The 15,069-nt window shown below is 40.7% G+C and carries 15 protein-coding genes and 1 tRNA gene; 8 read left to right on the top strand and 8 right to left on the bottom strand.

Translation table 11 applies throughout. The features are described 5' to 3' along the window. The first annotated feature begins 294 nt into the window (after window positions 1-294). The 3 genes from SOI82_RS06375 to SOI82_RS06365 all read left to right on the top strand — a co-directional run bounded on the left by SOI82_RS06375 (window position 295) and on the right by SOI82_RS06365 (window position 5,470). A complete protein-coding gene (locus SOI82_RS06375; RefSeq protein ID WP_320666620.1) occupies window positions 295-681 on the top strand; it encodes a hypothetical protein in 387 nt (128 codons plus the stop codon). A gap of 65 nt (window positions 682-746) precedes the next feature. Beyond that, a complete protein-coding gene (gene smc, locus SOI82_RS06370) occupies window positions 747-4,355 on the top strand; it encodes a chromosome segregation protein SMC (RefSeq protein WP_320666619.1) in 3,609 nt (1,202 codons plus the stop codon). A 44-nt stretch (window positions 4,356-4,399) separates the two neighbouring features. Continuing rightward, window positions 4,400-5,470 carry a PRC-barrel domain-containing protein gene (locus SOI82_RS06365; protein ID WP_414153493.1) on the top strand — a complete coding sequence of 357 codons (1,071 nt, stop codon included), beginning with the start codon at window positions 4,400-4,402 and terminating at the stop codon, window positions 5,468-5,470. 12 nt (window positions 5,471-5,482) lie between these two features. On the opposite strand, the gene msrB is transcribed toward SOI82_RS06365, so the two are convergent. The 3 genes from msrB to SOI82_RS06350 all read right to left on the bottom strand — a co-directional run bounded on the left by msrB (window position 5,483) and on the right by SOI82_RS06350 (window position 7,365). Then, window positions 5,483-5,923: a peptide-methionine (R)-S-oxide reductase MsrB gene (gene msrB / locus SOI82_RS06360; protein WP_320666618.1), complete on the bottom strand. Its 441-nt coding sequence runs from the start codon at window positions 5,921-5,923 to the stop codon at window positions 5,483-5,485. A gap of 45 nt (window positions 5,924-5,968) precedes the next feature. Further along, a complete protein-coding gene (locus tag SOI82_RS06355) occupies window positions 5,969-7,246 on the bottom strand; it encodes a glycosyl transferase (RefSeq protein ID WP_320666617.1) in 1,278 nt (425 codons plus the stop codon). A gap of 37 nt (window positions 7,247-7,283) precedes the next feature. Further along, a tRNA-Leu gene (locus tag SOI82_RS06350) sits at window positions 7,284-7,365 on the bottom strand. Window positions 7,366-7,488: 123 nt separating this feature from the next. Between SOI82_RS06350 and accC the strand changes: the two genes are divergently transcribed. Then, window positions 7,489-8,835 carry an acetyl-CoA carboxylase biotin carboxylase subunit gene (accC, locus tag SOI82_RS06345; RefSeq protein ID WP_320666616.1) on the top strand — a complete coding sequence of 449 codons (1,347 nt, stop codon included), beginning with the start codon at window positions 7,489-7,491 and terminating at the stop codon, window positions 8,833-8,835. A 28-nt stretch (window positions 8,836-8,863) separates the two neighbouring features. Here accC and SOI82_RS06340 read toward each other — a convergent pair whose 3' ends face one another. After that, on the bottom strand, window positions 8,864-9,184 hold the full coding sequence (locus tag SOI82_RS06340) for a YggT family protein (RefSeq protein WP_320666615.1): 321 nt from the start codon (window positions 9,182-9,184) through the stop codon (window positions 8,864-8,866). Window positions 9,185-9,271: 87 nt separating this feature from the next. On the opposite strand from SOI82_RS06340, the gene psbX reads away from it, so the two are divergent. The 4 genes from psbX (at window position 9,272) to SOI82_RS06320 (ending at window position 11,494) form a co-directional block, all read left to right on the top strand. Continuing rightward, window positions 9,272-9,394: a photosystem II reaction center X protein gene (gene psbX, locus SOI82_RS06335; RefSeq protein WP_320666614.1), complete on the top strand. Its 123-nt coding sequence runs from the start codon at window positions 9,272-9,274 to the stop codon at window positions 9,392-9,394. Window positions 9,395-9,476: 82 nt separating this feature from the next. Continuing rightward, entirely contained in the window at window positions 9,477-10,445 is a 969-nt protein-coding gene (locus SOI82_RS06330; RefSeq protein WP_320666613.1) for a Ycf66 family protein, read from the top strand. 18 nt (window positions 10,446-10,463) lie between these two features. Beyond that, complete coding sequence (locus SOI82_RS06325; protein ID WP_414153492.1) at window positions 10,464-10,991, top strand: hypothetical protein; 528 nt, start codon at window positions 10,464-10,466, stop codon at window positions 10,989-10,991. Beyond that, on the top strand, window positions 10,988-11,494 hold the full coding sequence (locus tag SOI82_RS06320) for a hypothetical protein (protein WP_414153491.1): 507 nt from the start codon (window positions 10,988-10,990) through the stop codon (window positions 11,492-11,494). The genes SOI82_RS06325 and SOI82_RS06320 overlap by 4 nt, the downstream gene beginning before the upstream one ends. Before the next feature lie 14 nt (window positions 11,495-11,508). Here SOI82_RS06320 and SOI82_RS06315 read toward each other — a convergent pair whose 3' ends face one another. The 4 genes from SOI82_RS06315 to SOI82_RS06300 form a co-directional block, all read right to left on the bottom strand. After that, complete coding sequence (locus SOI82_RS06315; RefSeq protein WP_320666612.1) at window positions 11,509-11,757, bottom strand: chlorophyll a/b-binding protein; 249 nt, start codon at window positions 11,755-11,757, stop codon at window positions 11,509-11,511. A 9-nt stretch (window positions 11,758-11,766) separates the two neighbouring features. After that, window positions 11,767-13,755 (bottom strand): ABC transporter ATP-binding protein/permease, encoded by a 1,989-nt coding sequence (locus tag SOI82_RS06310; RefSeq protein WP_320666611.1) that lies wholly within the window; start codon window positions 13,753-13,755, stop codon window positions 11,767-11,769. A 370-nt stretch (window positions 13,756-14,125) separates the two neighbouring features. Then, window positions 14,126-14,434: a hypothetical protein gene (locus SOI82_RS06305; protein ID WP_320666610.1), complete on the bottom strand. Its 309-nt coding sequence runs from the start codon at window positions 14,432-14,434 to the stop codon at window positions 14,126-14,128. Window positions 14,435-14,578: 144 nt separating this feature from the next. Next, on the bottom strand, window positions 14,579-14,920 hold the full coding sequence (locus tag SOI82_RS06300) for a histidine triad nucleotide-binding protein (RefSeq protein WP_320666609.1): 342 nt from the start codon (window positions 14,918-14,920) through the stop codon (window positions 14,579-14,581). Window positions 14,921-15,069: the final 149 nt, after the last annotated feature.

Here is a 15,069-nt window from a genome sequence, read left to right as displayed (position 1 = left end):
GTGCTAAAGATCTTTTGATGCTTATTATTGGTCATGTACGTGGGCCTGTCCGGAATGCTTTTTGCTTCGAGTACTCTTCCTACTTCTCTCGGAATGATTGCCGCAGCCATAGCAGGTGCTGGAAGCCTGCTTTTGATTGCCTTGAGATTTGTTCCTCAAGACTAAGAGAAAGTCCAAATTTAATGTTGGACTAGCTTGAGCCTGATTCTTTGAGGTAATGGCTTCTATCTCTCAAGACGAGGTTTTGTTCAGCCAACTTCGTCACGAGAGCAATAGACTTGCCTGAGTTTTTTTATGGATAAGCAAAACCATTGGGTCTTGCTTGAGCACACTTGCGCTCCAGATGATCCTTTAGGAGTTCATTTTGATTTGTTGTTAGAAGATAAAGGTTTTTGTAGAAGTTGGCGTCTATTAACTTTTCCAGCTTTAGGTCTCCCTGCACAGAAAGTTGTTGCTCTTCCTCCTCATCGGCTTGCCTGGTTAGAAATTCAAGAAGCTGACCTGACTAAAGGGAGAGGAAAGGTTCGAAGATTAATAGGCGGTATTTATTTGGGCGAATTACCAGATGATGATATTCATCCGATCCGAATACGACTCCATAGCAATGAGATCGTGGGCACTTTGGAAATCAAGAATTCTCTTTGCCAACTGTTCTCCTTATCAGAATCTGACTTCGATTAGGTAAAGATCTACTTGAGCTTCTCGAATGTTTCGCTAACGTCAGTTCGCTTTTGACCTGATTCCTGTTGGTTCATATCAATCAGGTCGAGCTAGCGCATTTCAAGTCCTTCGGTGGGGCGATGACAATCCCACTTGAGGAGGGATTCACAGTAGTTACTGGGCCTAATGGTTCAGGAAAAAGTAATATCTTGGATGGTGTTTTGTTTTGCCTAGGGTTGGCAACTAGTCGAGGAATGCGGGCAGATCGCTTGCCAGACCTTGTCAATAGTGGCGTTTTACGAGCAGGTAAATCTGCAGAAACTGAAGTTAGTGTGAGGTTTGACCTGAGTGATTGGCATCCAGATTCAGCTGAGGAAGGCTTAGAGCCGCCTGAAGATGGCCCTTGGATCAAATCAGATCAAAAGGAGTGGACAGTTACTCGACGCCTCAGGATTATGCCTGGCGGTTCTTATAGCTCCAGTTATGCGGCAGATGGCGAGCCATGCAACCTTCAACAACTTCAAACTCAATTACGACGTCTCAGAATTGATCCAGAAGGTAGCAATGTCGTAATGCAAGGGGATGTCACTCGAATTGTTTCCATGAGTAATCGGGATCGTCGAGGATTGATAGATGAACTTGCAGGTGTTGCACTTTTTGACCATCGAATTCAGCAATCTCGTACCAAGCTTGATGATGTTCAAGAGAGACAAGAGCGTTGTCGGATTGTTGAACAGGAGCTGATTTCTTCCAAAAACCGCTTAGAGAGAGATTGTGCCAAAGCTCGTACCTATAAAGAGTTGCGTGAGCAATTGCAATTGGGGAGGAAACAGGAATTAGTTTTGGGTTATGAGGAGGCAAAAAAAGCTTTAAGTGATTTAAAAGCTCGACAGAAGAAATTAGAAGAAAAAGAAACTAGAGATCAGGCTTCACTTATAGAAGCAGATAAAAAACTTTTGCAATCTGCCGAAGAATTAAAATTACTTCAACAAAATGTGAAGGCTTTAGGCGAAGATAAATTGCTGGCTGTTCAAGCAGAAATTGCCGGTTTAGATACTCAAACTCGTGAACTAGAACGCCAAGCTACAACTCACAAGCAAGAAGGAGAAAGGTTGCAGGTAGAACGTCAAGCTCTGATTAGTCAACGTCAAGCAATACAAGTGAAAACAAAAAGCAAGATTGATGATTCAAAAAATCAACTTCTTGAAGCCGCTGAACAAGTTTGTAAAAATGCTGAAGCTGCTGTTGAGGTGTCCCGAAGAAGACTTGGTGAAGTTGCAGGGCGGTCTGGTGTTTTAATTGAAGACCAGAGAGAGAGAAGTGCTCTACGTCAAAAACTTCAAATTAAAGTTAAACCTCTGCAAAATGAGCAACAAACTTTGGAGGAAAGGTTGCTGCAAATTGATACCAGAGACAAGGAATTTACATTAGATGCAGAGAGAGATTCAGCTCAGAATAAACAAGTGATTAAGCAACTAGAGCAACTTGAAGCGGAAGGGGATTCTCTGTTGAAGTCTATTTCTCATCAAAAAAATCAGATAAAGGAATTAGTTGAATCCTTAGCTGTTAAGCAAAGAACCCGTAGTCGACTTGAGCAAGAACAAGGAAGACTAGAAAAGGAAATTGCACGTTTGGAGAGTCGCAAAGAAGCTTTGCAGGAAAGTAGGGGAACAGGAGCGCTAAGGCTTCTTCTTCAATCGGGCATAGATGGCATACATGGTCCAGTGGCGCAATTAGGAGAAGTCGATGATTGCTATCGCCTTGCACTAGAGGTTGCCGCAGGTGTACGACTAGGGCAGATTGTTGTTGATGATGACCGAATAGCCGCTAAAGCGATTGATTTACTGAAGAGACGAAAGGCGGGGCGCTTGACATTCCTTCCTCTGAACAAAATGCAGTCACAAGGCCTTTCTAATAATAATGTGCTGAAAAGAGGCAGGCCTTTACAAAACAGAAAACATAGTGAAGGCCTAATTGGTAGAGCAATTGATCTTATCAATTTTGACCCTATCTATAGGGATGTCTTTGCATATGTTTTTGGAGAAACTTTGGTCTTTAGTGATCTCAGCGCGGCTCGCAGTCAACTTGGCCGAAATAGGGCAGTGACTATAGATGGTGAGTTGATTGAAAAAAGTGGAGCAATGACAGGAGGTAGTTTTTCGAATAGAGGTATTGGACTTAGTTTTGGGAGAAGTAATGAAAGTGATGAGTTTGAACCAATCCGATTAAGGCTATTAGAGCTTGGAGAAACTCTTGCTCAATGTCGTGAAGAGGAAGTTCTTGAACGCAAATCTTTAGAGCAGGCTTCATCTGAATTGACAACACTTGAGCAACGTAAAGTTGCCTTGGAGGCAGCAAGTATGGCTGCTAAAAGTTCTAATAAACCTCTTTTGCTGCGTTGTAAAGAACGAATTGATCGTATCAATTCATTAAAAGAGACTAAAGCAGAATATCAAGCGCGATTAGAGATCATTGATAAAGAAATTAAGCCTTTACTTTTGAAGTTGGATGACTTAGAAGATACTGAAAAACTTTTAAATGGTCAGGGAGAGGATCAGAGTTGGAAGCAATTAGAAGCTGATTTAGAATCTGCTGATCTAGCTTTGAGAACTGCCAGAGGAGATAGAGATTCTTTGCTTAATCAGCAGCGGGAAAGACAGTTAGAATTAGAAAGACTTGAAGACCAGAAGAAGGGACTTATTGCTGAAGAAAAAAGATTGCAACAAGCAGTGCAATCTTTGGCTTTGTCTCATCAAGAGTGGAGGAATAAGCAAAAAGAATTGCAAGAATCTCGTAATATTTTAGAAGATAAACAAAAAGAATTACAAAATAATTTTGGGAAGCAGAGACTTGCAAGAGATGCGGCTGAAACGGCTCTGACTAATCAGAGGCAACTTTTTCAAGAGGGAAAGTGGAAGCTTGAACGTCTTAGAGAAGAGATAAACGGATTAGAAGAAGAGAAACGCAGTTCGATAGTTCGTCTTCAAGAGTTGGCACAATCTCTTCCAGAACCGCTTCCTGTGATTTCTGATGAGCTAAGGATTGGTGGCTTGGAGAAACTGCAAGCTGACTTGCAATCGATACAAAATCGTATGGAAGCTTTGGAACCAGTCAATATGCTTGCACTTGAGGAATTAGAAGAATTAAATAAGCGTTTAAGTGATTTGGCAGAGAGACTTGGCACTCTGAGTGAAGAGAGGTCAGAGCTTTTGCTGCGAATTGAGACAGTAGCTACGTTGCGACAGGAAGCCTTCATGGAAGCTTTCGAAGCAGTGGATTCTCATTTTCGAGAAATTTTTGCGAGTCTTTCAGAAGGTGATGGTCATCTCCAATTAGATAATAAAGAGGATCCTTTAGAAGGTGGGTTGACTTTAGTTGCCCACCCCAAGGGAAAAGCAGTAAGAAGGCTGGCTGCAATGTCTGGAGGAGAAAAGTCGTTAACTGCATTGAGTTTTCTCTTCGCTTTACAAAGGTTTCGTCCTTCGCCTTTTTATGCGTTAGATGAGGTTGATAGCTTTTTAGATGGTGTCAATGTTGAAAGATTATCCGCATTGATTGCTAGACAGGCTGAACAAGCTCAGTTTTTGGTTGTGAGTCATCGAAGACCGATGATAGGTGCATCTAATCGCACCATTGGAGTGACACAGGCAAGAGGTGCACATACTCAGGTTGTTGGCTTGCCCGATGCAGCTTGAGATGTTCCTGGTCTTGCATTGCGTCAAAATGAGTCAATTAGTTCATGTCTGAAGGTTTTCGTTTGACCAATAGTCAATCCCAAAATGATCCACTAGATGGTATCCCCAGTGATCGCCTTTGGTTGCGTTCTGAATTAATGGGCACCCAAGTTATCACTCGTGATACTGGACGCAGACTTGGTGTTGTTGGTGAAGTTGTTGTGGATATAGATCGCCGAGAAGTTGTAGCTCTTGGATTACGGGATAATCCTCTGACTAGGTTCCTTCCTGGACTTCCGCGTTGGATGCCACTGGATCGGATCCGACAGGTTGGAGATGTAATTCTTGTTGACTCTGTTGATTCCTTGAGTGAAGGCTTTACCCCAGATAGATACAGTCGAGTTATCAATTGTCAGGTTATTACTGAATCAGGCGATCAGTTAGGAAGAGTTCTTGGCTTTTCATTTGATATTGAGACTGGTGAACTTACGACTTTAGTTATGGGTGCATTGGGGGTTCCAATTCTTGGTGAGGGAGTATTAAGTACTTGGGAGATACCTGTAGAAGAAATAGTTAGTAGCGGTGCAGATAGAATCATTGTTTATGAAGGAGCTGAGGAAAAACTCAAGCAGTTAAATAGTGGCTTCCTAGAAAAACTTGGTGTAGGAGGCTCTAGTTGGGAAGACCAAGAAAGGGACCGTTATAGAGTTAATCTTGTACCAGTTGAGAATCAATTGATTTCTGGAGATAGCATTGAAGAACCTCAAAGGTCACTACAGGCGTCAACTCAGGAAATTTTCCAAGAAGAAGAAGAATTAGAATATGTTGAAATAGATCAAGAAAGAGAGGAAATAAAACAAAAGCGTCGCTATTTAGATGAACCATCAATATCCACTTTTTCTGACTCAGGTAAGTCTATTGAAGATCAACCTGCCTTTAGGGATAATGAAGAATATGAAAAAAGCCAGGCATTTAATAAGGGTGTAATCCCTTCAAGATCTACTTCCCGTAGACCTAATCAAAAGCCTGAGGATCCTTTAGATGTTGAACCATTAGATACTTCTCCTAATAAAGAGAGGAAGTTTAATGATCAACTTTCTCCATATGATGATAATGAGCTAGAGGATCCATGGTAAAAAGATGAAGTATTAAGTTGATTTTTCAGCATCAAAACTAAAACTTAGTGATGCACTGTTTACGCAATATCGATTGCCAGTTGGATTAGGGCCGTCATTGAATAAATGCCCTAAATGAGCGTTACACGCTGAACACTTAATTTCATTCCGTATCATTCCATGACTAGTGTCGACATGTGTTGATATTGCAGTTTTAGAGGTCGAATCCCAGAAACTAGGCCAGCCACTTCCTGAATCAAATTTATTTTTTGAGGAAAAAAGTGAAGCTCCACAACAGATACATTTATACTTTCCTGACTCTTTATGGTTCCAATATTCGCCTGTAAATGCCCTCTCAGTTTCCCCTTTACGTGTTATTTTATATTGATTACTTGTTAGCCTTTGCTCCCATTCTTCAGAAGTAACTTCTTTCCAATCTATTGATTCATCATGTAATGAATTTGTTTTTTGCATGGCTGAATCCTGAATTCTTCTCAGAAGGTTTTAATGCTTCATATCCTACAATTTTATCAAAGATTTTGGCAGTAATTTGATGACTTCTTGAGACATGGCTTCAACTGCACCAGGCTTTCCTCGCAGATTTTGTAAGTCTTCTTTTTGCCCTTTTAGTCTTTCAGGAGATTGAAGCCATTGCGCAGCTTCTGTGGCAATTTCTTTAGGAGTGATTATGCCAACTCTTTCTGGAACAATTGTACGTCCTGCAGATATATTTGGCCATGCAAGGAAGCCTTTTTTTCGCATTCTCCAAATACTAATTAAAAGACCTATGCATCTTCTTAAACCTGGGATTCTGCCGATTAAACCTAAAACACCATCCCATGCTTGCATAACGTATAAATGTTGGGTTGGTACGATCACTATCATAGGTACCGCAAGTGCACCTAGTTCAGCTGTATTTGCTCCTACAGTTGTCAGAGCTAGATGACATTGACTTAATGGATTGTGTGCTGGTGGATCTTCATGTAAATATATTTCTGTGCCTTGCTTGGTAATTAATTTCCGCAAATTATTGCTTTTATCTTGTGGGGCAATTGTTTTAATACTTGTATTGTACTGGGAGGCAATTGGGTTGTTAGAACTGACAAACTTTTGAATTTCGATGATATTTGTTGTTGGCGCAATAGGAAGTAAAAAATTACACTCAGGAATTATTGTTGAAAGAATGTCTGCTACTTCAAGAAAAAAAGGGACTCCAACGGAGAGCTTTGCTTTCTTAGACCCTGGCATAAGAGCTACCCAGGTACCCTTTGAGAGTGGCTGTTCTTCTTTTGCATGATTATTTAGATCTGCCATGAGATCACCAACAACTGTGCATCGGCTTCTATACCTCTTAGGCAAACGTTTCATTACTTTGGTTGACATTGCAGCAATTTTGTCGTTCCACTGCGGCCATCTCGCTACCCACTCTGCATAAGTCAAATGGCGGTAGCCAAGTCTTGCTGATAGCAATACACTCCAAAATTGATCTCCACCAAGAAAGACCACAAGACCTTTATTAGGCCAAATTCCATATTTTTGTGGGCAGAGTAATAGTTTCCAGAAGTTAGTAGGAGGGGTGATTTGTTCAAAATCTCCCCATTTCCTTGCAGCTTTAGTTTCATTGCCAGTGGCATTTGGACAGGGAACCAAGACAAGTCTCAGGCTTACAGGTGAGTACTTAGCCTTTGGTTGCATTAAAAGTTTTGTGTGTAATTTTTCTGCAAGTGGTTTTACCCACGTTGCAAGTTCTCCTGGTCCATTGGATATAAAAACCACCACTAACGAAGCTTCCTTCATTGCTTTTGGTGGGATTGAAGTCAAGTTTTAAAATGCATGCGGATGGCGAGACTTGAACTCGCAAGGCCGAAGCCACACGCCCCTCAAACGTGCGTGTCTACCAATTCCACCACATCCGCTTAGGAAACGCAGCCACTCTGACTGAGTCGAAATTGATCATAACGGTCAACCTTACGTATCTTCTAAAACGATTAAGGGTATGAGCGCTGATACGATCCGGCTAAATATCTTGATAAGGCTCAATGCCTATAGGCAAAGTCCTAATTGCTAATCGTGGTGAGATTGCTCTCCGTATTCTCCGCAGTTGCAGAGAATTGGGAATAGCAACAGTTGCTGTATATAGCACTGTTGATCGCAATGCATTGCATGTTCAGCTTGCAGATGAGGCAGTTTGTGTCGGAGATGCGCCAAGCAGTAAAAGTTATTTGAATGTTCCAAATATTCTTGCTGCTGCTACTTCCAGGGGGGTTGATGCTATTCACCCTGGATATGGTTTCTTGGCGGAAAACGACAGATTTGCTGAAATCTGTCGAGACCATGGAATTGTTTTTGTTGGCCCTTCACCCGATGCTATTCGTTCGATGGGCGACAAGTCGACTGCAAAGTCAACAATGGTTCAGGTTGGTGTGCCCACAGTTCCAGGAAGCGAGGGGTTGCTTAGTGGTCCTGAGGAAGCGGCTGAATTGGCTCAAGGTATGGGATATCCAGTAATGATAAAAGCCACTGCTGGCGGAGGTGGTAGAGGAATGAGATTGGTAAATACCGCAGATCAATTAGAAAATTTATTTAAAGCAGCACAGGGGGAAGCTGAGGCAGCATTTGGCAATCCAGGACTGTATATGGAGAAATTTATTGATCGACCACGTCATGTAGAGGTTCAGGTCTTAGCCGATAGGCATGGGAATGTGGTGCATCTTGGAGAAAGGGATTGTTCAATTCAACGACGACATCAAAAGTTGTTAGAAGAATCTCCTAGTCCAGCATTGGACCCTGCTTTGAGAATTCGGATGGGCGAGGCTGCGATCGCAGCTGCTAAAAGCATTAATTATGAAGGTGCTGGAACCGTTGAATTTCTTCTTGATCGCACGGGGAATTTCTATTTCATGGAAATGAATACTCGTATTCAGGTTGAACATCCAGTTACTGAAATGGTTACTGGTATTGATTTAATTGCAGAGCAATTGCGAATTGCCGGAGGAGAAGCGATCAGCGTTCAACAAGAAGAAATTAGTCTTCGAGGTCATGCAATTGAATGTCGAATCAATGCTGAAGACTCCACACATAATTTCCGCCCTGCTCCTGGAAGAATTACTGGGTGGCTTCCACCTGGGGGGCCTGGTGTACGCGTAGATAGTCATGTTTACACTGGATATGACATCCCGCCTTTTTATGATTCTCTTATTGGGAAGTTGATTGTTTGGGGCCATGATCGTAATGCCGCCTTAAAAAGGATGGAACGAGCTCTAAATGAATGTGCTGTAACTGGAATACCAACAACGATTGACTTTCATCTGCACTTACTGAACCGTGATGAATTTTTAAGAGGAGATGTGCATACGAAATTTGTTGAGCAGGAAATGCTTGGTTGATGCCCTTAGAAGCATTGAATGTCTAGATCTAAGTTAATGCTTGGGTTTTTAGTAATATTTGCGATAGCACTCCTTGCTGGCCAACAAGGAGTTCACGTATAAGGCTGATAAATCCAACCCAAATCACTGGAGTAACATCAACACCTCCAATTGGCGAGACAACTTTTCTGGTAACTGACAATATTGGTTCTGTCACAAAGACTAATACAATCCACAAACCTTTCTTGAGATTTACCTGTGGATACCAGGTGAGGATTATTCGTATTAAAAATGCCAAGGTCAGGCTTGAGAGCAATAAACCCAGTAATAGATGAAAAGTTGGCAAGTATCGAATTAATGCGGACGTCACAAACCTCAAAGCATCTATAGAGACATCGTATAAAGCCGCTGTTAATCCGTAAGATTATTATTGTTTTGCCCTCAAAAAGTAGCTGCTATGACACCTTCTGCCGCAAATCTTCTCTATAGCATTGTCGGAGCTGCTCTGCTGGTTGTGATTCCAGCAGCATCTTTCTTGCTTTGGGTTAGCCAAAAAGATGCTTTAGAACGCAGTCGCTAGTCAAGAGAGGCGTACTTCGTAGACTGAGACCATAGAGGTTGATTTCTAATCTCACTTTCGGTCATTTTCAGGGGGCGCAACTTTGGTCAATGCCAGTCTTAATTGGGCCAGCATTGTGGGAATTGTCCTCGCCGTATGCGGTGCAGGTCTCTATTTCTTACGGTCTTTTAAACCAGCCCTTGCACGAGACTACGACGTCTTTTTTGCAGCTATAGGCCTGCTTTGTGGAGGGATTCTTTTTTTCCAGGGTTGGCGTCTTGATCCGATACTTCAATTCGGTCAGTTTCTGCTAGCGGGAACTACAGTCTTCTTTGCTTATGAAAGTGTCAGATTGCGAGGTGTCGCCACTGATCAGGCACGTCGTTCATCATATTTCGATGAAGAACCTGACCCTGCACAAATGCCTGGAGGAGGTAGAGGCTTGCGAGATGGTTGGGATGAATCGTATGAACAATTTGAGGAATCGCCTCGATTCACCAGGAGATTTTCAGGAAGAGATGAACAAGATCTAGATGTTTCTCAGCAGGATTTTTATCGACCTAGACGGACATCAAGAGCTGCAATACCTGAGCAAGCAGCAAGTAGGAATGTTCGAAATAGAGCAACTACTTCAGAGTCCTGGAAGGAGGGATCAGATACGGATAGGCGTATGGAGAGGTTTGGTAGCAAGGATGCTGATGATGATAGGAATCCCTCTTTTGGCAAGAGGAGAAACATGCGGCAGGAACAACGACGTGGTTCTCGACCTTTGCCAAATCAAGAGACTGCAAGTCGAAGAAGGAATGTTGATGATCAAATAAGGCGTTCAACAAGTAGAGGGAGTTACTCGTCTACAGGACGATCTGGTGTGCCTCAAGGGACACCTATTAGAGAAAAAGCTGAGGATGCGGCTTTCTCTCCATCCAGGCAAGCGGCCTCTAGGTCTAAAGGTATTGAAAGAACATCAAAAGAAGGGACTTCTAGCTCTAGATACTCCTCGAAATCTCAATCTGGTCGCTCTACTTCCCCAAATCAAAGAAGGCGTGACAATAGCTCCCGTTTTGATGACTAAATTTTGGGTATAAACAATTTGAAAAAAGTTGCACTTCTCATTGGCTGCATATTTCTTTGTAGTTGCACTGGAAGAGTTCAACGTATTCAGGGTCAATTTGAACAGCGAAATCAGCAGGACCCAGCTTTAAGTGGCAATGGTGAAAAGTTAGCTTTTATAGTTGATTACAACGGAAGACCTTCAGTCCAGTTAAGGGATCTGCGCAATGGCAATATTCTTCCATTGCGTCATCTTTCACGTAATCAGCCTCATAGTTCTCCTTCTTTAAGCTGGAATGCAAGATATGTCGCAGTAATAGGGCAACGCGGCAATAAACGATTGGCGATTATTGAAGATCGTTTGACTGGACGCAGTCATCAATTACCAATTCCAGGCGAAAAAATTCCAATAAGATTAAGTTTGGCCCCTGATGGAAGCCAATTAGCTCTTCAAGTTGCAGAGAAAGGACAATGGCGTGTTGAGTTATTTGATTTGAGTCAAAAAATTGAACCTGATCAACCAAACGGCAGAAACTTACCAATTAGTTCAGTAGGAATAAGCCCATGAAATTAAATTCTTTTTTCCATAAACAATTATGGTTATATTTGTTATTTGTACCCCTTGGGTTAGGTGGTTGTCTGAGGACTGATATTCGACCTATGTATGGGTTAAATGATGCTTTGTTTAAACCCTCTAATAGTTATAGAGAGCCTTCCCTTGCAAGGCAATGGTTAGTTTCTCTGGTCAGTTATCAGGGTAAAGAAAAGATAGAGATGATTGATGTTAGGAGTCGCAGAAGAGTTGCTCTGCCAGGACTAAATAGGGCTGATTCACAACCTATTAGTGTCAGCGTCAGTGCTAACGGGTCTCGATTAGCACTTGTAAGACAGAGAGAAGATAAAACTGAGTTATTGATTTATCGTAGAAGCTTAGGAACATTGCAGAGGATTGAATTGACTCCTAAAGGGATTCCTCGCAGAGTTAGCTTGGATAATACTGGCAGAGTATTAGCTGTTCAAGTAAGTAGAGAAGGTAAATGGGATATTGAAGTTATTCGCTTAAAGAGTTGATCAGCCAAGAAAAATCATTGTATTAGGCCTGCCCAATGAAGGAAGCTGTCATTACTGAGGGCCTCTACTAACAAAATTGCTATGAACCCCACCATGGCAAAACGTCCATTTACTCGTTCTGCATAGGCACTCCAGCCAAAAGAAGGTTCGTCTTGAGTTGTTGCGCTGGTTAGGGGAGATGCACTCTCAGGAGAGCTTGAAGAATCTGTAGAAGATTCCAGTCCTTCTTTTTGCTCGGGACTTGCTTGGTTATTTGAGGTCATTGAACGCACTCAAGCTTTATTAAAGTCATAGCTAGTTGTAGGAACAAGTTGCCAGCCTCCATCTCCAAATAGTTCGAGAACAGTTGAGTGGAATTCTATAAGGGTTGGTCGATGTCCAACACTAATAACTGCTAGATCACGTTTTTTGAGAAGTTCATATAAATGTTCTTCGGTTTTGACATCTAAAGCACTTGTAGCTTCATCAAGTACTGCAAATCTTGGAGCATTTAAGAGTAATCGGCCAAAAGCAAGTCTTTGTTGCTCCCCAAGAGATAAAATTCTTGGCCAATCTTGTTTAACATCAAGATCAGGATAACGATTTAAAAGTTGTTGAAGCTTCACCTCACGAAGTACAGATTGTAGTTGTTCATCACTAAATTTATCTTCTTCTGTAGGATAAGTGAGTTGCTCCCTTAGAGAGCCAAGTAACATATAAGGCTTCTGTGGTATAAATAATAATTCACCATTTTCTGGTCTTTGAATAACTCCATTGGATGGTTTCCATAACCCACTAATCATTCTTAAAAGTGATGTTTTTCCACATCCCGAGGGGCCAACTACAAGAACCTTATCTGTTTCATTAATACTGATATTTAAATCAGATATGATAGGTTTTTTAGATCCTGGCGGGTATAGATTAGCCTTATTTATGATTATAGATTTAGTCGATGTATGAACAATAGATTTATTATCTGGTAATTCTTTGCTTACATTCTCTACTTTAGACTGAAATCCCTCTAGACGATTAATCCCAGCGGTAAATTTTGCGAGCTCTTCAATTTGGTTAACAATAAAGAATAATGATCCTTCAACCATATTAAATGCAAAAGCAGCCTGAACAAAGCTTCCATAGTCCATATCTCCAGAGAAATAAGGTGCCGCTAAAACTAAATATGGAAAGAAATTTCCTGCATATCCTATAGATCGTCTCATTACATCAATAATTACTTGCCAGATAATCAGTAAATTGAAATTACGAACCACTTCACCCAATCGTCTTTGACTCTCTACTTTTTCAGGTTTTTCACCAGCATAGAAGGCTATTGATTCTGCATTATCTCGAATATGAACTAAACCATATCGAAAGTCTGCTTCAAAACGTAATTGATCGAAATTAATTCGTATAAGCTTTTTTAAAGCTATAAGTAAAATCGCAGTAGCAAATGTGGCATATCCAAAAAGTGAAAAAGTAAGCCTAGTACTAATACTCCATAAAATTAATATATTCAATGAGAAAGTTAAAAGGGCATCAAATACACCAACCGTGAAATTCAAACTTTGAATTGTGAATGCTTTTGTGTCATCAGTAATACGTTGGTCTGGGTTGTCTACATCTGTGGCTTGCTCATCATTTGGATTTAGCACATAATAAGCTTTATTTTTCATGTAATCGGCAATAAGACTTTTAGAAAGCCATTCTCGCCAAATAATTCCTAACTTTAATGTAAAAAATATTTGAGAGACTCGAATTGGTAGTGCAACAACAAAACAACAAGCATAGATAATAAGGATTTTGTAGAAGTTGCTTTCTTCTTTAGCTACAAGAGCATTTGTTAAATCTCTTGCAATAAATCCTATTCCTGCATTTATACCATTTACTGCTAGAAGCATTAGCACAATTACGCCTAGCAAAAGCCAAGGAATCCAACGCTTGCCTCTTAATTGTTGGCGTAAACTAAAGAAGCTTACTGAACCAAGAAGAAATAGTCCGGAAAAGAGCCAACCCCACCAACTATTCCATATAGATTCAGTTGTATTTACAACTCCTCCAAAATACTTTTCTACAAGGATTGGTTGTAAATTTTCTAGTATTTGTAGAAGGCCAGTCAGCGATATCAGAACCAGTCCACCAACACAGAAAATCAATGAAATGAGAAGCCATATGAATTGCCACCCATTGCCTGTATCCAGCGGCAAAAAGAAAGGTTGGGCTAAGCGCCTAAGCTTTTCTAGTTGACTCTTGAGTCCATTGCTGGATTGAGTGCTCGCATTTCTCATAGGTAGATCATATCCATTGAAATAAAAGATGTATTCTTTTATTTGTTCCTATTAATTAAGTTAGAAAATTGCTCAGGGAAATTGCCTACAAAAATATCGACACACCCAGCTTTATATATGTCTGAATCTCTTGCAGTACTCCAGAATAGTCTTCTCCAAAGCGACTTTGTTGCAGATTGAGTTTTTATTTCAGGATGAATTGTGAGCTTATGCTGATTGTAGAAATTTACTTTATCAGCTTGTGTCATGTAATTTTTTAGCCTTGCACCATGATCCTAGAATGTAATAGGTAATAATTGCTTGATTGATTTCAATAGCCAATTTTTCGAACTAGCTTAATCAAATTATCCTTGTCTTCTTAATGCATTCTTTAATTGCAAGTGATTTCATTATTGATGGCCTTTGCCATCGCTTCTTTTTCAAGTGGTGCAATGGGTAAACATAACAACTCATCGATAAGATCAATTCGCCATAGCATTTGACTATTTGCTTGACTTGGTCGTTCTTTTTTGTAGTGCACTCCTTCAGAAAAAAGATTTGATTGTGCATCCAGTTCAGATTTGGAAATACCTAAATATTCAAGGAGCTCACTAGTTGAGAACCAGGATGTCAAATTAGCTTCAATCGAATTTTTGCCATTTGACTGCTGTACATGTTGCATCTTCATATTTCTGATCATTGCCTAAAGCATCCCTCTTGAAATTCAATAAGCAAGTGTTTAGCAAAAAATCAATTATTTTATGGTTAAATCTGGCTCTATATAGACTTTTGCATTATATAAAATTTTTCCAGGGTGATTCTCAGCAGTGCAAGATTGCATGATTCACCCAGGGGGCCAACTTAGAGATCGTCCCCCGATTATATGCACATGCAAATGAAACACAGTTTGGCCTGCACTGGCTCCTGTATTGATAACTGTCCGCCAGCTGTCTAGTCCTTCTTTATTGGCAATGGTGGACGCTACAAGTAGCAAATGTCCTAGAAGTTTTTTGTCTTTTGTTTCGGCTTCGCGAAGACTAGGAATACTTTTTTGCGGAATTACGAGGATGTGGACGGGTGCTTGAGGTTGGACATCGCGAAATGCTAGGCATTCGTTATCTCTGTAAACCTCTTCACAAGGAATATCTCCTTTGAGGATCTTGCTAAAAACTGTTTCTTCCGCCATAAAAACTTGTGGTTGGTTTAAATATTATTTTGCCTTAATTTTATCAAGTTTGAGATGTAGGAAGATTTCTTTTGTCAAAAGTATTGATCGTTTCAATTTAATTTAAATTGACTTTTCTAAACATATTGAAAGCTAATGTATTAGTTGCT

Source organism: Prochlorococcus sp. MIT 1307 (assembly GCF_034092395.1).
Taxonomy (GTDB): Bacteria; Cyanobacteriota; Cyanobacteriia; order PCC-6307; family Cyanobiaceae; genus AG-363-K07.
Note: the sequence above shows the minus strand (reverse complement) of the source record. Positions and strands in the feature narration are given on the sequence as shown.